This is a genomic window from Pseudomonas sp. B34(2017), assembly GCF_002112915.1.
Taxonomy (GTDB): Bacteria; Pseudomonadota; Gammaproteobacteria; order Pseudomonadales; family Pseudomonadaceae; genus Aquipseudomonas; species Aquipseudomonas pharyngis.
On sequence record NZ_NEJA01000005.1, the window covers coordinates 619039 to 637500 of the forward strand.

Consider the following 18462-nt stretch of genomic DNA (forward strand, 5'->3'; position numbering starts at 1 on the left):
TATGCTGCTGACAGCATGACGCTGGTCCATTTCCGAGGGATGCTCAATGTTTTACGTGCAACGCGATGCGCAGGGTCAGTTGATTCGCGTGGAAGCTGCGGCCTACGCCGAGGCCACGGAAACGCTGCCGGCCGACCACCACGAAATCCAGGCCTGGTACGCCAACGAAGCCGTGGAGAACAGCCTCAAACAGCTCAAGCAGAGCGACCTGGAAATGATCCGGGTACTCGACGACCTGATTCAGGTGCTGACCCAGAAAGGCGTGATCCGCGTCACCGACCTGCCGCCGGCGGCCCAGGCCAAGTTGATGGACCGGACCCAGGCTCGGGAAGCGCTGGGCGGGTTGAGTCAGTTGATTGATGAGGATGAGGGCGGGTTGATCTAATCCAGGATCTTCGATGAAGTTTGATCGTTCCCACGCTCTGCGTGGGAATGCCGCCCATGACGCTCCGCGTCACAACGGTGTCTGACGCGACACCGACGGTGTGACTGGAACGCAGAGCGTCCCTTTGTGCATTCCCACGCAGAGCGTGGGAACGATCAGTCAGCCCCAGGGTTTTGGCTCACCGAACAGTTGCCCCTGAACCCCATACAACCCCATCTCGCGAATCACCGACAATTCCCCTTGCGTCTCGACCCGCTCGGCAATCAGCGGCAGATCGATGCTGTGCGCCGCACGCTGGATCGCCTCGATGAACAGACGCTTGTCGCTTTCCTGATCGATCGCCCGGATGTAGCTGCCATCGATCTTCAGGTACGCCAGCCCCAGCCGCGCCAGGTTGCCGATCATGCTGAAGCGTCCGCCGAAGCGCTGCAGGCTCAGGGAGAAACCGAGTTCACGCAGGCGCCGGGTCAATTGTTCCAGCACCGCTTGCTCCGGCAATTGTTCCTCGCCGATTTCCAGGGTCAGGCGCGCACCGAGGTTGGAATGCGCCCGCAGAATCTCGAACACTTTGTTCAACGCCTGCGGATCGGCGAGGGTCGCCGATGACAGGTTCAGCGCCAGCGATTCTTCATGGCCGGCCATCTGCTCCAGCACCTGCTCGAGCATCAACCGGTCCAGCCGTGCGGTCCAGCCGAAGCGCTCCAGCCACGGCAGGAAGCGTCCGGCTGGAATGGTCTGGCCCTGCTCGTCGAGCAAGCGCGACAGCACTTTGTAATGCAGCACCAGTTGCGTGTCCTGCGCCGCCACTACCGGCTGGAAGAACAGCTCGAAACGCCGCTGATTCAACGCCTGATCGAGCAAACGGTGCCAGGCGTGGTGATCGTCGCCGACCTCCGCCACCAGGCTCTGATCGAGGCACGCCCAGTTCTGCTCGCCCTGCCCTTCGGCCTGGGCCAGCGCCTGATCGCCGAGGCTGAGGACCGCTTGCGGCGAATCGCCGTGAGCGAACGGTGCCAGGCCGATAGAAGCCACGGCGGGCACGTCGGTGGCGCCTGTCGCGTGCAGGCTGCTCAACGCACTGTCGAGGCTCTGCGCCAGTTGCAGCGCTTCTTCACGGGTCAACCCCGGCGCCAGCACGGCGAATTCACCGCCGCGAATCCGGGTGACGAGGTTCTGGGTTTCCGGGTATTTGGCGCACTCGCGGGACAGTTGCTCGCCGACCGCTTTCAACAATTCATCGGTGCGCTGACCGCCGAGGCGCTGGTTGAGACCGGCCAGATCCTTGACCCGCAACAGCAGCAGATAACCGGAACTGGCCTGCTCCGGGTTGCTCACCCGCGCATTCAGCTGCATCTCGAAATAACGCCGGTTGGCCAGCCCCGTGAGGTTGTCCTGATAGGACTCGGTGCGCAGTTTTTCACTGCGTTCGGCCTGCTCCTGGAACAGCGCCTTGAGCTTCTCGACCATCTGGTTCATCGCCAGCACCACGCGGCGCAATTCAGGCGTGCGCGGCAGATCCGGCAGACTCAGGAACTCACGACGGGCGATGGCGTGGGATTGCTTGACCATGTAATCCAACGGCTTCAGTTGCCGGCGCAGCAACAGCGCACCCAGCACCGCACTCACCGCCCCGCAGACCAGCAACCAGCCAAGGCTGCCGAGCGCGCTCTGCCAGAGCTTGGCCAGGGCGAACATCGGGTGGCTGACCACCTCGACCCGCGCCGCCTGCTCCCAGCCACGGCTGACCAGCGCATCGCCACCGGCCGGTTCCAGGCCGATCAGTCTGACGAACCAGTCCGGCACGTTGGTGACCGCCGGAATTCCGTTGCGCTCGACAATGGTCTGGTCGGTCTTCAGATCGACCACGCGGATGCTCGAGTAATAACCGCTGTCGAAGATCGAGCTGACCAGCAACTCGACCATCGCCGGGTCATCGATGTTCGGCGTCAACGACAGCGCCAGCGCCGTGGCCGCATCCTGGGCGTGGGAGCGCAACTGGTTGACGTACTGGGTGCGCGAGCTCTCCAGACTGACCATGAAGCTGCCGGTGAAGGCAACCACCAGGAACAGACAGATAGCGATCAACAGCTGTTTGAACAAAGACATCTGAGCGCGTGCTCCTAGTTAGTCGTCTCGACCGGAAATCCTTCGGCCTGCATTTTCTTCAACACATCCTGCCAGCGTGACAGGCGTTTGGTGTCACCGACCTTCTTGTTGCCCTTGGCGCCCGGCAGGTACAGCCCTTCGGCATTGAAAGAGTAGACCGGCAGCAAATCGGTTCGCTCGGCGGCCGGCTTGATCGGGTCGATCAGGCTGTCGAGCACCAGCGGCATGGCGTCAGGGCTGGAATAGTAAGTCAGGACCATGTGCGCGCGGTTCTGGCGCAGGGCCTTGACGTAGGTGATGCGCAACTTGTCACTGGCCACACCGAGGTGGCGCAGGCTGAAATACTTGGCGATCGCATAGTCTTCGCAGTCGCCGGCGCCTTTCCACAAGGCTTCGATGGGGGTTTCCCAATAGTCGACCTCGTGCCACAGATCGATGTCTTCGACGTAGCGCATCTGTTTGTTGAAAAACAGGTTCACCACTTTGAGCTTTTCCATCTCGCTGACCTGCTTCTGCGTGGCCAGCAGATTCTGCCAGGCATCGATCCGCTGTTGCCCGGCGCCCAATGGCCCGTACAGTGCCGTGGCCTTGCGGCTGATCGCGGAAAAATCCCAATCGGCATGCAGACCGCCCAGCATGATGCCGGCCAGCAGCAGCGCGCAGGCAAGCCAGCGCGCAATCCGTGGGATTGCGAAACGTACCGCCAATGCAAGGCATCCAGGGCAGAGAGGAAAGCGCTTGATGGTGAAGGTTAGCCCAGCAAAAAACAATGGCACCATGAGATCATCGCTGCCGCGCTAAACTTCAGATGTGACAGGGTTCTTCTACACGGTTTGACAACCTGTAGAGCAATCACTAGTGTCCTTTGGATCCAAATCCGCAGTCATAGGGTGTGCAGTTGTGACCCAAAAGCCCAAGCCACTCCACAGCATCAAAGTCGACGGCCCGATTCCCGCGCATCTGGCGCGCTCGGTCATCGAAGAAACCCTGCGCGCCGCCATTCTCGACGGGCGCCTGCCCTGCGGCACCGCCGTGCGCCAGCAGGATCTGGCCGACCTGTTCGGTGTCAGCCGCATGCCGGTGCGCGAAGCCTTGCGCCAGCTCGAGGCCCAGGGCCTGCTGAACGTCACTGCCCACAAGGGCGCCGTGGTGGCGCCGCTGATCCAGGGTGACGCAACGGAAACCTATGAGCTGCGCATTCTGCTGGAGTCCGAAGCACTGCGCCAGTCGATCCCGCTGCTGACCCCGGTCGACCACGAACGCGCGGCCGGTTTCATCGAAGAACTGGAAAACGAACACGACTACACCGAAATCGGTCGGCTCAACCGTCTGTTTCACATGGCGCTTTACGGCAAGGCGCCCAATGGCCGACTGTTGCGGCTGGTGGAAGACGGCTTGAACGAAGAAGAGCGCTTCCTGCGCTTCAACCTCGAGGCCATGGGCCTGGGCAAAATCTCCCAGGACGATCACCGCGCGCTGTTGCAGGCGGTGAAAGAGCGTGACACCGCGCACGCCGTGACACTGCTGGAGCAGCACCTCAACCGCGGTGTCGAGGTCATCACCCGTTACCTCGCCAGCTCCGCCGGCCAAAGCCGCAAAGCGGCGCACTGAATCCTCCCTCCCGGGTGAGCCTCCACTCACCCGGCGAATAACCCGCTTACAAATCCCCCCACCCGTCACGGTCATTTGCCGTGGCACATCGACGCCTGCGCTCTAACCTCCCTTCTGCTTTGAACAGCCCGGAATTTGCACCGCAAGGAAGTCATTTTCGACGATAGCCGCGGCGCCGATTTACGCGCACCCTTGAATCGCCAACCCAATATAGAACGGGGACGCGCCGCCCCGGCAGCAGTCCCCGCACCAGGAACCTACGGAAGGAGCCTTGTCACGGGAACAGGAAGAAACGGCGCTCTCACAGCCCGACTTCATCCCCTCATATCAATTCGATTACTTAATTTGAAAGTTGCTTCGAGTGAGGCATTCACTCTTGTCGTTCAATTTTGGCCATTAAACGCCGAAAGGAGCAACTACGCCCAAATAAAACTTAACTTATAAGTTTTATCAGCCCCACTCATACTTCAAAAACAGCCAACTAAAAATAATTAAAAATAAACTTGTTAAGTTGTTTTGCGATGTATTAGTTTTTCTTCGCCGAGTTTGGATCCGAAATCACCAACCCGGCACAACCTTGCGCTACGGCCAGGTTCGCAGCGGTTTATCCGTCCGCTGCTGTCCCGGGCCCTTCAGACATTGCCTGTTTTCATCGAAACCGAATGAGGCTGTCGTTCGCCTGGAGAAACTTGCTCAACGTTGTTAGCGATTAATTGAGCAATCCTTATTCCCTATTAACCAGAGTCTCGCAACCATGCCAACTAAAGAGCAACTTATACTGAAGAAAGCCGAACTCAGCATTCATCCGATCTTCTCCGAGATCGATTCTTTGGCGACATTGCGCCGGTTCATGGAGTCCCATGTATTTGCTGTCTGGGACTTCATGTCGCTGACCAAACGCCTGCAGCAGGAACTGACTTGCACTCGCCTGCCGTGGTTACCGCCACGAGATCCGCACGCAGCAAGACTGATCAACGAAATCGTGCTCGGGGAAGAATCGGACGATCGGCTGTCACACGGGCATTACAGTCACTTCGAACTGTACCTCGATGCGATGCGCGAAGTCGGTGCGGACACGACAGCGGTGGAGCGCTTCGTGACGCTGCAACAGGAAGGCGTGAGTTACGACGTCGCCCTGCAAAGCGTCGAGGTCGATCCGGCCGCTGCGCGGTTCGTCCGCGACACTTTGCACACCGCACTGCATGCACCCGGTCACAGCGTTGCCGCCGCCTTCCTGCACGGTCGCGAGAGCGTCATCCCGACCATGTTCCAGCGCATGCTCGATGCCTGGGGCATCGGCGTCGAGCAGGCGCCGACCTTCCGTTACTACCTGGAGCGACACATCGAAGTCGACTCCGAAGACCACGGCCCCGCCGCAGAACAACTGCTGGATCGACTGGTGGACGGCGATCCGCAGCGCGAAGCGGAGGTCTACGCCAGCGCCATCGCCGCCGTGGAAAGCCGCATCGCTCTGTGGGACGGCCTGCGCCTGAGCATGCGCGAACCGTTGGCGGAGGTGGCCCAATGAACGCCGCCGACTACCAGTCTTTCGCCGACGCCTGGGAAAGCCGCGCGACCATCCGCACCCGGCCACGCCGCGTGCTGGAGGACGACGCGCGACTGATCTATCCGCTCAGCCGCCAGCCATTGGTGCTCAGCGAAACCTTCCTGCGCGAATGCCCGCAGCAGCGTGATTTCGCCCTGGTGCAGACGCTGTACAAATTCATCAACGACGTGGTGATTTTTGAAACCGAGATCGTCGACAAGACCGCCCGCAGCATCGCCAAGAACCGCTTCGCCGTGGCCTTCCCGTTCGCCTGTCGCTACGACGCCATGACCGTGGTGGTGGACGAGGATTACCACGCGCTGGTGGCGATGGATTTCATGCAGCAGACCGTGGCCATGACCGGCATCGAGCCGATCGAGCTGCCGAATGAAATCGAACTGAGCCGGGCGATTCCGGCCGCGGTCGAACTGGCCCCGCAACACTTGCGCAGCGCCGTGGAGCTGATCTGCGTGGCCATCGCCGAAAACACCGTGACTGGCGATGTCGCGGCGTTCGCCCGGGACGACACGGTCAAGCCGTCGATCAAGGGCCTGATGGCCGACCACTTGCTCGACGAGGGCCGGCACTCGAGTTTCTGGGCGCGGATGGTGCGCATCTACTGGCACACCGCGAGTGATGCGGATCGCGACTGCATCGCGCAGATCCTGCCGGTGTTCATCGGCCATTACCTGACCAACGACATCCAGAAGGCCTTCGACCTGCGCCTGATCGACGCCCTGCCGGTCAACGATGCCACCCGCCGCGCACTGAAAGACGAGATGGCCGGGCTGGCCTTCCCGATCAATCGCCACCACCCGCTGGTGGGCAACATCGTGCGGTTTTTCCACAACAGTTCGCTGCTCGACACACCGTGCGTGCAGCACGCCCTGCGCGACTACCTGGTTTGACAAGGAGGCTGACATGAGACGTCTCGACATTTTGCTGAGGGGCCGTAGTCAGGCCTTGACCGACCTGACGCAGGAGCTCGAACAACACGGTCATTCGTTGCTGACGGAGGTTGCTCCGTCGGTGGATCTGGTGATCGATGACGGCAGTCTTGCGCCACAGGATTACGGCACGACAGCGCAGCTGAACTTGCGCCTGGGCATTGGTGCAACGGGCATCGGCGGATTGCCGGTGCTCGATCTGCTATGCCTCTGCAACTCGACGCTGCTGAGCCGCGTGCCCATCGCCGACGAACCGTCCGGCAATGGGCAGGCCCTGCGCCAGCGAACACTGGCGCAAGTGGTGGACGAAGTGGCGCTGCTGGTCAGCCGTTTTTCCCGCGATGCCGAGTATTTCCAGCACGCGACAGCGGCCCGTGCGCCGGACTTCGAGCTGGTGGAAAACCTGCTGTTCCTCGACAGCCTGGCTTACATCCATCGCCTCAATGCCACGGCCCATCCGGCCTTGCTGCAACAGGCGCAAATCCCGGTGATCGAGCGGCTGCAACAGAGTCTGATCGAACACGCGGAGCGCCCGGCGCTGCACCTCGCCGAGCAGTCGATCAGCTATCGCCAGTTGCATGATCACAGCCGTGCAATCCAGCAACGGTTGCTGACAATGCTGGAGACACAGCAGCAACCGTGGGTGGTGGGGATTTGTCTGCCGAAATGCGATGCGCTGTTTGCTTCGATCCTGGCGATTCTCGGCAGCGGTGCGGTGTACCTGCCGCTGGAGCCGAGCCATCCGCTTCAGCGCCAGCAGTACATTCTGGAAAACGCCGGGGCGGTGCTGTTGCTGCACGACGGCGAACACCCGCTGAGCGCTTCGATGCCGGGGCTGGATGTCTGCCGCATCGACCGCACTGACGTCGATCTGTCGCAACCGTTGGTTCGTCACCGGATCGAGCTCGGCGCGCCGTGCATGGCGCTCTACACCTCAGGCACCACCGGGCATCCGAAGGGTGTGCTGCTGAGTCAGGCAAACCTTGCCCACTTCACCGCGTGGTACGCCAGCTATGTGCAGTTGCGGGCCGAGAGCCGGGTGCTGCAGTTCTCGTCGCTGAGTTTTGACTCGTCGCTGATCGACATCTTCCCGACCCTGCTCGAAGGCGCGGAACTGGTGGTGCCCGATGACAACCAGCGGCGTGATCCGCTGCAACTGGTGGCGCTGATCCGCCGTCGGCAACTAACCCACGCGTTCCTGCCGCCGGCGCTGTTGAGCATCCTGCCGCTGGAGCAACTGCAAAACGTCGGGCAGATCATGACCGGCGGCGACGTCTGCGAGCCGTTCGTGATCGAGCAACTGACGCGCCAGGGCAAGCTGCATAACCTCTACGGTCCGACCGAAGCCACGGTGCTGATCACCGCGCGGCAACTGCAACCGGGGGACAGCAATCGCACCCTCGGCGGGCCGATTGCCAACAGTCAGGTGCTGATCCTCGATGACGATCTGCAACCGGTGCCGGAGCAAACGGTGGGCGAATTGTTCATCGTCGGCCCCGGCGTATGCCTGGGTTACCTGAACAATCCACAGCAGACGGCGGAGCGCTATCTGGACTTGGAGTTGCCGGACGGCCAACGTCTGCGCGCCTACCGCAGCGGCGACATGGCCAAGTGGGGCGAGGATGGCATCGAGCTGTGCGGACGCCGCGACAATCAGGTGAAGATTCGCGGCTTCCGGGTCGAGCCGGAAGAGATCGAACGGTGCCTGCGCGAGAGTCAGCTGTATCGGCAGATCGCCGTGGTGATCGACAGTCAGCGACGGATTCTGGCGTTCCTTGCCCAGCCGCAATCGGATGCCGCGCGCGAGTCGTTGAAAGCTCACGCGCAGCAGTTTTTGCCTGACTACATGCAACCGGTGGCGTGGACGGAACTGCCGAACATGCCGTTCGCCGCCAACGGCAAAGTCGACCGAAAAGCCTTGCTGGAGTTGCCGGTCAGCGTGCAGGACAGCGGCCCGAAATGCCTGCCGGCCAACGCCGAAGAAGCGCTGCTGTTGGAGATCTGGGGCGAGTTGCTGGAGCTGCCGACCAGCGACATTTCCACCGACGAAAGCTTCTTCAATCTCGGCGGTCACTCGATTCTGCTGTCACGCATGCTCCTGCGTCTGCGGGAGGAATTCGGCCGCAGCATTTCGATCAACCGCTTCATCGAACTGCCGACCATCGCCAAGCTCGCCACGCTGGTGCGCGGCACCGACGACAGCGCGGTGCTCAGCGCCCAGGCAATGGCCGACGCCGAGCGAGCGCTGGACATCGAGCCGCTGCCGATCAGCCGCATGGGCGATGTGCACAAGGTGATCGTCACCGGCGCCAACAGTTTTGTCGGCGTGCATATCGTCGAGGCGCTGCTGGGATGGGGCGCCAGCGAGGTGGCGTGCCTGGTGCGCGACGGCGGCGGGCAAACCGCGGCGCAGCGCTTTGCCCAAGCGCTGCGAGAGAACCGGCTGGAGCATCTGGACCTGAGCCGGGTGCGGGTCTATTCGGCGGACATCAGCCGGCCGCAACTGGGCTTGGCCGATGACGATTTCGAGCGGCTGGATCGTGAATTCGGCGCGCTGGTGCACAACGCTGCCAACGTCAATCACGTACTCGACTACGAGTCGCTGGCGGCGGACAACGTCGAGCCGATTTTCGAACTGCTGCGGCTGTGCGAAGGGCGCAGCAAAAAGGTGTTCAATTTCGTCTCGACGCTGTCGGCCTCCAGCACCGTCGACGACGCAGGCCGGGTGCTGGAACTGCCCGCCGCACCGACGCCGCCGATCTACATCCGCAACGGCTACAACCTGTCGAAATGGGTCGGCGAGCGCATCCTCGAACGGGCCCGGGAGCGTGGGGTGGGGGTCAATCTGTATCGGCCCGGCAACATCAGTTTCAACAGCCTCAGCGGCGTGTGCCAGCCGCACAAGAACCGTTTGATGCTGATGCTCAAGGGCTCGATCCAGCTGGGTCAGGTGCCGGCCTTCGCGCTGAATTTCGACCTGATGCCGGTGGACTTTCTTGCCCGTTTCATCGCCTTCCACGCCAGCCGTTATTCGGCCGAACGGGCGGTGTTCAACCTGCACAACCCGGAGCCTCTGAGCTGGGATGCCTACGTCGCGTCGTTCCGCGAAACCGGCAGCGAGTTTTCGCTGGTCAGCGTCGCCGACTGGCAACAACAACTGGACCGGGTCGATGCCGACAACGCGCTGTTCGGCGTGCTCGGTTTTTACCTCAACGGCTTCGAGGAAGACATCGGCGACATCTCCCTGATCGGCCACGCCAACGCCCAGGCCGGCGTGCAGCAGATGGGCGCGCACTACCCGGAAAAATCCCCGGCGCTGCTGCGTCGCGGCTGCGACTACCTGAAAGAAATCAACTTCATCTGACTCATCAACCAAGGAGCAACACCATGAGCAATCTTCAACCCGACACCCTGATCAAAAACCCTCACGGCTGCCACGTCGTGTCTTCGGTGGAAGTACCGGTGGACGCCAGGCAAGTGTGGGCAGTGGTCGGTAAATTCGACGGTTTCGACCGTTTCATTCCGGCGCTGTCGCACATTGAAATGACCGGCGAAGGCGTGTCGTCGCTGCGCAAGAAGTTCTTCAAGGATGGCAACATCGTGGTCGAGCAACTCAACTCCCGGGACGACCAGGCGCTGAGCATGACCTGGACCACCATCTACAACACCCTGGGCGTGGCCAACCTGTGGGCGGCGATGAATGTGGAGTCGCTGGGCGCGGGCAAGTCGCGGGCGACCTGGACGATCATTGCCGAGCCGGCCAGCGGTGGGCCCGAGGCGCTGCCGGGGTTCAAGGATTTCGTGCAGGGGTTTGCCGATGACGCGATGGGCAATGTGCTGAAGCTGTTTGTGTAGGCATGAAAAAGCCCGCTGCGGATCACTCCGCAGCGGGCTGTTTTTTACCGCAAGCGATCAGATCTTGAAGCTGTCGACCAGCTGTTTCAAACGGTTGGCCTGCTGCGACAACGCATCGCAATCCTTCAACGTTTCATTGAGGTTGGCCACGCTCTGCTGGTTCAGCAGGTTGATCTGGTTGACGTCGACGTTGAGGGTTTCCACCACGGCAGTCTGCTCCTCGGTAGCGGCGGCCACCGACTGGTTCATGCCGTCGATTTCGCCGATGCGCTGGGTCACGCTGACCAGGCGCAGACCGGCCTGGTTCGCCACTTCAACGGTCTCCTCGCTGGACGCCTGACTGGCGTTCATGGTGGTCACCGCTTCGCGGGAGCCGACCTGCAGCGAAGTGATCATCTTGTGGATCTCTTCCGCCGACTCCTGGGTGCGGTGAGCGAGGTTACGCACTTCGTCCGCCACCACCGCAAAACCGCGTCCGGCTTCACCGGCACGGGCCGCTTCGATGGCCGCGTTGAGCGCCAGCAGGTTGGTCTGCTGGGAGATGCCTTTGATCACATCGAGAATGTGGCCGATGTTGTCGGTGCTCGCGTTCAGGGTTTCGATCTGGGTGCACGACAGGCTGATCTTCTGCGACAGCTCGGTCATGGCCTGAATCGTCTGCTCGACCACCTGACGACCGTCATCGGCCTGCTCGCTCGCGCCGCTGGCGTGTTGCGAAGCGTCGGCGGCGTTGCGGGCGATTTCCTGAGTGGCGGCACCCAGTTGATTGATCGCGGCGGCCACGCTGTTGGTGCGCGCGCTTTGCTCGTCGGAACCGATGATCGAGGCGTTGGACGATGCCATCACCCGTTGCGACAGGTCGTGTACGTGGCGAGTCGCGGAAGACACTTCGGAAATGGAAGCGTGAATCCGCTCCACGAACTGGTTGAACGAACTGCCCAGCTCGCCGAACTCGTCCTTGCTTTCCACTACCAGACGACGGGTCAGGTCGCCCTCACCCTGAGCGATGTCCTGCATCGCGCGGCCCATGGTGATCAGCGGACGCATCAGCACGGTGATAAGCAGACTCAGGAAGACTGCAATCGCGCCCACCGCGACGAACATCGCGATCACTGCCGAAGTACGGAACTGGCTGAGTGCGGCGTAGGCCTTGTCGCGATCGATCGACAGACCGATGTACCACTCGGCATTCGGCAGACCGGCGACCGGAGTGAACGAAAGGATGCGTTCCTGGCCGTTGAGCACCACGTTCTGGTTGCCCTTCTCAATGCGCACTCCAGCGTTCGGGTAGATGTCCTTGAGGTTCTTCATCACCTGGTCTTTGTCCGGGCTGACGATCACCTGACCGTCACCGCTGACCAGGAACGCGTGGCCCAGACCGCCGAAGTCCACCGAGTTGATGATCTTCACCAGGGTTTCCAGGCTCAGGTCACCGCCCACTACGCCAAGCAGCTCGCCGTTCTTTTTCACCGGCATGGCGATGGTCACCACCAGACCGCCAACGGCGGCCATGTATGGCGGGGTCAGCATGGTCTGGTCAGCGGCCACGGCCTGCTTGTACCAGGGGCGCTGACGCGGGTCGTAGCCGTCCGGCATCTTCGCGTCAGGGCGCTGGGTGAACACACCGTTGGCCTGGCCGACGTAGGTGAACTGGAAGTTCGAGGTGAAGGCCGGTTGATCGACCAGGCCGGGGAAGTCTGCATTCTTGCCTTGATGAGCAACGTTCTGCGCGAGGTTTTCCAGTACCAGAATCCGCCCGCTCATCCAGTTCTGCACACTGCTGGCGGTCAAGTCACCGGCCTGCTGGACCGAGGACTGGAGGTTCTGGCGAATGGTGTTTCGCTGCAGATAGTCGTTGTACAAAGTGAACAGCGCGAACGCCAGGACCACGACGCCCGAGGCGGCCAGCAGGATTTTATGGCTGAACTTGAGATTCATTTCATGGGACTTCTTATGCGAAAAGTGGGGATGCGTTCCGGATGCAACATTCCATGTACAGCGCAGGCAGCGTTCTGACGGCTGCTCTACTTTGGTGCACGCATGTCTCACCAGTCTGTCGGCACGCTTTGGAGAAAACTTAGGGCTTTGCAGGAAATGGATGGCATTTCTGCCAGATTCCCGCCGGACGGTGTATTAGAGCGGTCGCCTCTGCTTTTTTGATGAGCGTTTTGCAGCGCCGGTTGCAAATTCTGTAACCCTTGATGACAATGCGACTAATTATCATTTGTGACGTTCGGGCTGTCGCGTTCATGTCCTCACCTGAGTTGGCTGTACAGGCGCTTTACACGAGTCATCACGGCTGGCTCAACGGCTGGTTGCGCGCTCGGCTGGGCAATGCTGCCGATGCGGCGGATCTGGCCCAGGACACCTTCGTTCGACTGTTGCAGCGCACCGAGCGCCTGGAACTCAAGGCACCCCGCGCGTTTCTGCGCACGGTTGCACGGGGCTTGGTGATCGACCATTGGCGCCGTGAGGAAATTGAACGCGCCTATCTGGAAACCATCGCCCATTTGCCTGAAGCCGAAACCCCGAGTGCTGAATCCCGCGCCTTGGTGATCGAACTGCTCGAAGGCATTGCCCGCATGCTTGAAGGCTTGAAGCCGAAAGTGCGTCAGGCGTTTCTGCTGGCTCAGTGCGAAGGTTTGACCCACAAGCAGATCGCCGAGCAGATGGGCCTGTCCCTGCGCTCGGTAGAACGCTACGTCGCCGACGCCCTGTTTCACTGCTACGTGCTGCGGTACGAAAACTGATGCCGGTGGATAACCTCTCGCTTGGCCGACGCGCCGAGCCACCGCAGCAAGTCGTCCGACAGGCCATTCACTGGCTCCTGCGCCTGCGTAATAACAACGGCAACCCGCGCCTGAATCGCCAGTGCGAACAATGGCGCGCCGAGCACCATGATCACGAACTGGCCTGGCAACGGGTGCAGTCTCTGCAAGCCGAACTGACCCACAATCTGCGCGCCGTGCCCGGTGCGCAGGTGGCATTCAACACGCTGGAAAACAGTGCGCAGGGGCTGGGGCGACGTCAGGCATTGAAGCTGTTGTCCGGCGCGCTGCTGATGGGCTCGGCGGGATGGCTGGCCAAAGACACGTCCGTCTGGCAACAGTGGAGCGCCGACTACGCCACCGCTACCGGCGAACGCCGTGGCTTCCAGCTGCCGGACGGCACGCGGATCGAACTCAACACCGCCAGCAGCGTGGATCTCGATTACACCGCGCAACAACGGCTGATCAAGCTGACCCGTGGCGAAATCATCGTCACCTGTGGCGGTGCCGATGAAGGTGCGCCGATTGACCGACCGCTGCGGGTGCAGAGTCGTCATGGCAGTTACGAGCCGTTCAAGGCGCGATTCATTCTGCGCCAGGAAGATGACTGCACGCGCCTGAGCGTCACCAGTGGCCGGGTCGCGATTCACTCCGCTGGCAACTCGACGGAGGCCATCGCCGGTCAGAGCTATCTGATCGATCACCATCAAATTCGCCCGGCGCCGCCGTTGGACATGGATGCCGGTGCCTGGGTCGACGGGCTGATCGTGACCCGCAACATGCGGCTGGGCGACTTCCTCGGCGAAGTCGGGCGGTATCGTCAGGGATTTCTGAGCTGTGCGTCGGATATTGCGGATTTGCGTCTGTCCGGCGTGTTCCGTCTTGAGGACACCGACAAGCTGCTGGCGATCCTGCCGCAGACCCTGCCGGTGCAATTGCGCTACCGCACCCGTTGGTGGGTGACGCTGGAGTCTGTGGCCTGAAAGTATTTTGGCGGGTTTTCGCGGCAAGTCCGGCTTAGTCAGTAAGCACTTCAACTCAGCCTTCGCGACTGCCTACGGAAACCTACAATGACTGCGCGCGTTACCTGTAAGAACCCTCTGAATTTCTCTGCCGAATCGGGAGTGTTGCGCCACGCCGTTCGGGCGGCGCTGTTTTCTACTGCACTGGGCGTTGGCGTGCTGCCGAGCCTGAGCATGGCGGCCAATGCCAGCGAGGTCAGCAGCCACCGCTACAACATCGCCCCCGGACCGCTGGGCGATGCGCTCAACCAGTTCGCGCGTGAGGCGGGCATCACGTTGTCGATGACGCCGCAGCAAACCCAGGGCCGGCAGTCACCGGGTGTGCAGGGCGAGTACTCGACCGATCAGGCCTTGAGCCATTTGCTCGACGGCGCGGGCCTGGAAGCGATCAGCCAGGACGGCAGCAGCTATGTGTTGCGCTCGGTCGCAGAAACCGAAGCGCTGGCCCTGCCGACCACCGACATCAAAGGCTTCGCCCTCGGCAACGCACTGGGCAGCATGGACGGCTACAACGCGACGCACAGCCAGATCGCCACCAAGACCAGTACCGCGCTGCTGGAAACCTCGCAAAGTGTGTCAGTAGTCACCCGTGAGCAAATGGATGACCAAGGCTCGCAAACCGTGTCCCAAGCCATGCGTTACTCCCCCGGCGTACTGACCAACCCTTACGGCGCGACGCACCGTTACGACTATGTGGCGATGCGCGGCTTCAACGACGGTTCGGTGGATAACATCTACCTCGACGGCCTCAAGTCGATGGGCGACAGCGGCACCTACAGCACGATGCAGGTCGATCCGTATTTCCTCGAGCGCGTCGATATTCTGAAGGGCCCGTCGTCGGTGCTCTACGGCCGCAGCTCGCCGGGCGGTCTGGTGGCGCTGACCAGCAAGAAGCCGCTGTACGAGGCCTATCACCAGGTACAAGCCACCGTGGGTACTCAGGGCCAACGTGGTGTCGGTTTTGACTTCAGCGGACCGGTCGATGACGACAAGCGCATCGCCTATCGTCTGATCGGATTGACGGATCAGTCCGACACGCAATTCGACCACAACAAGGAAAAGCGCTTCGCCCTCGCGCCGACCGTCAGCATCGATTTCAGCGAGGACACGTCGCTGACGCTGCAAGCGTATCTGCAGCATGACCCGGACGGCGGCTATCACGGTGGCGTGCCGGCCGACGGCACGATTCATCAGCGCAACGGCAATCGCATTTCGCCGCACTTCTTCGAAGGAGAGCCGGGCATCGATGGTTACTCCCGTGATCAGCAGTCGTTCGGTTACCAGTTCGAACACCGCTTCAACGACGTCTTCACCGCGCGGCAGAACTTCCGCTACCTCGACTCCAAAGTGAACATGGATCAGGTGTACGCCTATGGCTGGACGTCGCCGACCAGCAACGAACTGAATCGCTACTACACCGGCGGTGACGAGCGCCTCCATGCGTTCATCGTCGATAACATGCTCCAGGCCGAATTCTTCACCGGCGCAACCAAGCACACAGTGCTGATGGGCGCGGATTACCAGCGGCGCAAAACCGTGGTCGACTGGACCAGCGGCGGCCTGGCGCCGATCAATGCGTTCAACCCGGTGTACGGCAATTCCGCTATTACACCGTACGGCGAGACCAGCTACCTGCGCCGTCTTGAGCAGACCGGCGTTTACCTGCAAGACCTGATCGAGATGGACAAGTGGCGCTTCTCGCTGGGGCTGCGCCAGGACTGGGTGGAAACCTCCGACGAAAACCGCATCGCCGAAGCGGGCCGTCCGGTCGGCACCGAGATCAATGATCGACGCACCAAGCTCACCGGCCGTGCCGGCGCGCTGTATCTGTTCGATAACGGCCTCGCACCGTACGTCAGCTATTCCGAGTCGTTCAACCCGAACTCCTACGCGGACAGCGCCGGCAATCCTCTCGCACCGACCGATGGAACGCAGTGGGAAATGGGCCTGAAGTATCAGCCGCCAGGTACCGACAATCTGTTCACTGCCTCGCTGTTCCGCATCGATCAGGAGAACCTGGCGACCAAACTGCCGCAGGAAAACTTCTATCGCGCTGTAGGCGCTGTTCGCTCTCAGGGTCTGGAACTGGAAGCGCACATGCAGTTGACCGACAACCTGAAAGTCCTCGGCAGCTATACCTTCACCGACATTGAATACTCGAAGTCGATGACCAGCACCTTGAGCACACCGACCAATGTGATCGAGAACAAAGGCAACTCGCCAACCCAGGCACCGCGGCACATGGCATCGCTGTGGGCCGACTACAAGTTCGACAGCGCGGCACTCGACGGGCTGCGACTGGGCGGTGGTGTGCGTTATGTCGGCTATAGCTGGGCGGATGCAGAGAACACCATGAAGGTGCCGTCCTACACGTTGTTCGACGCATCGATTGGCTATGACCTCGGCAAGGTTGGTCTGAAGGGTGTCGACGTACGCCTGAATGCGAACAATCTGACCAACGAATCCTACGTGGCCTCCTGCGCCAGCCTGGACTTCTGCTACATGGGCGAAGAGCGCAACGTCGCCGCCACGGTCAGTTACCAGTTCTAAGCCTTTGTCTTGTGCATAAAAAAGCCAGCCCCTGATTTCAGGGGCTGGCTTTGTCGTATCTGTAGGGGAAATTTTCATGCGTTCGTTTCTGGTTTTATTGCACCGGTATATCGGGTTGGCCACGGCGGTTTTTCTGCTGCTGGCGGGGATTACCGGGAGCATTCTGGCGTTCAACCATGAGCTGGATGAGTGGTTGAATCCGGAGTTTTACGCGGCGTCGGCCGAGGGAGAGCGTCTGCCGCCAGGTGAGCTGGTTGATGCGGTGCAATCGGCCCATCCGAAGTTGCAGGTCTGGTACATGGAGTACCCGAACGAGGCAGGCCACACGGCATTACTGGCGGCGGTACCGCGCAATGATCCGGCGACGGGTGAACCGTTTAAAGAACGCAATCAGGTGTTCTACCTCGACCCTGTCAATGGCGAGCAAAAAGGTCAGCGTTACTGGGGCGAGTGCTGTTTCCAGCGTGAGAACTTCGTTCCGTTCATTCTCGAGTTTCACTACAACCTGACACTCCCCGGTAACTGGGGTTTGCTGTTGATGGGGTTGGTGGCCATCGCCTGGGTAATCGATTGCTTCATCGCCCTTTGGCTGACATTGCCGCGGGGGAAACCGTTCTGGAAGAAGTGGTCGAGCGCCTGGAAGATCAAGGGCGGGCATGCCTATCGACTCAACTTCGATCTGCATCGGGCAGGGGGCTTGTGGCTGTGGTTGTTATTGCTGCCGATAGCCGCCAGCAGCGTGGCGATGAACCTGCCGAGCCAGGTTTTCAAACCGGTGGTGTCGTTGTTTTCCCAGATTGAACCGAGCGTGTATGAGGCCCGAGGGCGAATGCCAGCCGAAGAGCTGGGGATCACCCGATTGAGTTATCAACAGGCGTACGAAAGGGCACAGCAGGAGGGAAAAAGGTTGGGGCTGACAGCAGCGATCGGCGAGTTGTATTACAGCTTTGAATATAACTTTTACGGTGCGGGATTTGGACAGCATGACACCGAGGCCCACGGCAAATCCTGGTTATTCTTCCACGGTACTGACGGACGATTATTGGGGCAGGAGATCGCAGGAGAAGGGACGTTGGGAGAGCGGTTTTATCGGTTGCAGTTGCCGATACATGGGGGGCGGATCATAGGCTTCACCGGACAAGTGATGATCGCAGTATTGGGTGTTCTGATTGCGGGGTTGTCGGGGACTGGCGTCTACATCTGGTGGCGCAAATGGCAGGCTCGTCGGAGCAGCAAGACGCGCAGAGCTGTTTGAAGATCAGACTTTTATGGGCTCTGAAACGACAAAACCCCTGTCTGCATTAGCAGACAGGGGTTTCGGAATTCAATCTTGACGATGACCTACTCTCACATGGGGAAACCCCACACTACCATCGGCGATGCATCGTTTCACTTCTGAGTTCGGGATGGGATCAGGTGGTTCCAACGCTCTATGGTCGTCAAGAAATTCTGTGACCAGCCCGTTACCGCAGTAACGTTCCGGCAAAAATCGGTGACTTCTACTAAAACAAAACCCCAACTGCTTTCGCAATTGGGGTTTCGGAATTTAATCTTGACGATGACCTACTCTCACATGGGGAAACCCCACACTACCATCGGCGATGCATCGTTTCACTTCTGAGTTCGGGATGGGATCAGGTGGTTCCAACGCTCTATGGTCGTCAAGAAATTC

At 60.7% G+C, this 18462-nt stretch carries 13 protein-coding genes and 2 rRNA genes; 10 read left to right on the forward strand and 5 right to left on the reverse strand.

Translation table 11 applies throughout. The features are described 5' to 3' along the window. Nucleotides 1-46 precede the first annotated feature (46 nt). Nucleotides 47-385: a hypothetical protein gene (locus tag CAF80_RS19315; RefSeq protein ID WP_039773037.1), complete on the forward strand. Its 339-nt coding sequence runs from the start codon at nt 47-49 to the stop codon at nt 383-385. A gap of 159 nt (nt 386-544) precedes the next feature. Here the strand turns inward: CAF80_RS19315 and lapD are convergent, their stop codons facing one another. Both lapD and lapG read right to left on the reverse strand, forming a co-directional pair. Further along, nucleotides 545-2491, reverse strand: coding sequence for a cyclic di-GMP receptor LapD (gene lapD, locus CAF80_RS19320; RefSeq protein WP_085667620.1), 1947 nt, complete (start codon nt 2489-2491; stop codon nt 545-547). Between the two features lie 14 nt (nt 2492-2505). After that, the gene (gene lapG, locus CAF80_RS19325; RefSeq protein WP_007960234.1) at nt 2506-3198 is read right to left on the reverse strand and encodes a cysteine protease LapG; all 693 of its coding nucleotides are present in this window, start codon (nt 3196-3198) and stop codon (nt 2506-2508) included. A 193-nt stretch (nt 3199-3391) separates the two neighbouring features. On the opposite strand from lapG, the gene CAF80_RS19330 reads away from it, so the two are divergent. The 5 genes from CAF80_RS19330 to CAF80_RS19350 all read left to right on the forward strand — a co-directional run bounded on the left by CAF80_RS19330 (nt 3392) and on the right by CAF80_RS19350 (nt 10450). Continuing rightward, the gene (locus CAF80_RS19330) at nt 3392-4102 is read left to right on the forward strand and encodes a GntR family transcriptional regulator (protein ID WP_039773042.1); all 711 of its coding nucleotides are present in this window, start codon (nt 3392-3394) and stop codon (nt 4100-4102) included. A 754-nt stretch (nt 4103-4856) separates the two neighbouring features. Further along, the gene (locus CAF80_RS19335; RefSeq protein ID WP_074689335.1) at nt 4857-5630 is read left to right on the forward strand and encodes a DUF3050 domain-containing protein; all 774 of its coding nucleotides are present in this window, start codon (nt 4857-4859) and stop codon (nt 5628-5630) included. After that, nucleotides 5627-6556, forward strand: coding sequence for a diiron oxygenase (locus tag CAF80_RS19340; protein WP_039773046.1), 930 nt, complete (start codon nt 5627-5629; stop codon nt 6554-6556). The genes CAF80_RS19335 and CAF80_RS19340 overlap by 4 nt, the downstream gene beginning before the upstream one ends. Nucleotides 6557-6569: 13 nt before the next feature. Then, nucleotides 6570-9959, forward strand: coding sequence for an amino acid adenylation domain-containing protein (locus CAF80_RS19345; RefSeq protein WP_085667619.1), 3390 nt, complete (start codon nt 6570-6572; stop codon nt 9957-9959). Between the two features lie 23 nt (nt 9960-9982). Beyond that, nucleotides 9983-10450: an SRPBCC family protein gene (locus CAF80_RS19350; RefSeq protein WP_039773050.1), complete on the forward strand. Its 468-nt coding sequence runs from the start codon at nt 9983-9985 to the stop codon at nt 10448-10450. A gap of 57 nt (nt 10451-10507) precedes the next feature. On the opposite strand, the gene CAF80_RS19355 is transcribed toward CAF80_RS19350, so the two are convergent. After that, entirely contained in the window at nt 10508-12388 is a 1881-nt protein-coding gene (locus CAF80_RS19355; protein WP_011331841.1) for a methyl-accepting chemotaxis protein, read from the reverse strand. 311 nt (nt 12389-12699) lie between these two features. Between CAF80_RS19355 and CAF80_RS19360 the strand changes: the two genes are divergently transcribed. The 4 genes from CAF80_RS19360 to CAF80_RS19375 all read left to right on the forward strand — a co-directional run bounded on the left by CAF80_RS19360 (nt 12700) and on the right by CAF80_RS19375 (nt 18045). Further along, complete coding sequence (locus CAF80_RS19360) at nt 12700-13200, forward strand: sigma-70 family RNA polymerase sigma factor (protein WP_039773052.1); 501 nt, start codon at nt 12700-12702, stop codon at nt 13198-13200. After that, the gene (locus CAF80_RS19365; RefSeq protein ID WP_039773054.1) at nt 13200-14201 is read left to right on the forward strand and encodes a FecR domain-containing protein; all 1002 of its coding nucleotides are present in this window, start codon (nt 13200-13202) and stop codon (nt 14199-14201) included. Before CAF80_RS19360 ends, CAF80_RS19365 begins: the two co-directional genes overlap by 1 nt. Nucleotides 14202-14288: 87 nt before the next feature. Further along, on the forward strand, nt 14289-16790 hold the full coding sequence (locus tag CAF80_RS19370; protein WP_085667618.1) for a TonB-dependent siderophore receptor: 2502 nt from the start codon (nt 14289-14291) through the stop codon (nt 16788-16790). A 76-nt stretch (nt 16791-16866) separates the two neighbouring features. Further along, a complete protein-coding gene (locus tag CAF80_RS19375; protein ID WP_085667617.1) occupies nt 16867-18045 on the forward strand; it encodes a PepSY domain-containing protein in 1179 nt (392 codons plus the stop codon). Between the two features lie 73 nt (nt 18046-18118). Here the strand turns inward: CAF80_RS19375 and rrf (CAF80_RS19380) are convergent. Both rrf (CAF80_RS19380) and rrf (CAF80_RS19385) read right to left on the reverse strand, forming a co-directional pair. Then, a 5S ribosomal RNA gene (gene rrf / locus CAF80_RS19380) occupies nt 18119-18234 on the reverse strand. A 106-nt stretch (nt 18235-18340) separates the two neighbouring features. Then, nucleotides 18341-18456 (reverse strand): 5S ribosomal RNA (rrf, locus tag CAF80_RS19385). Nucleotides 18457-18462 lie beyond the last annotated feature (6 nt).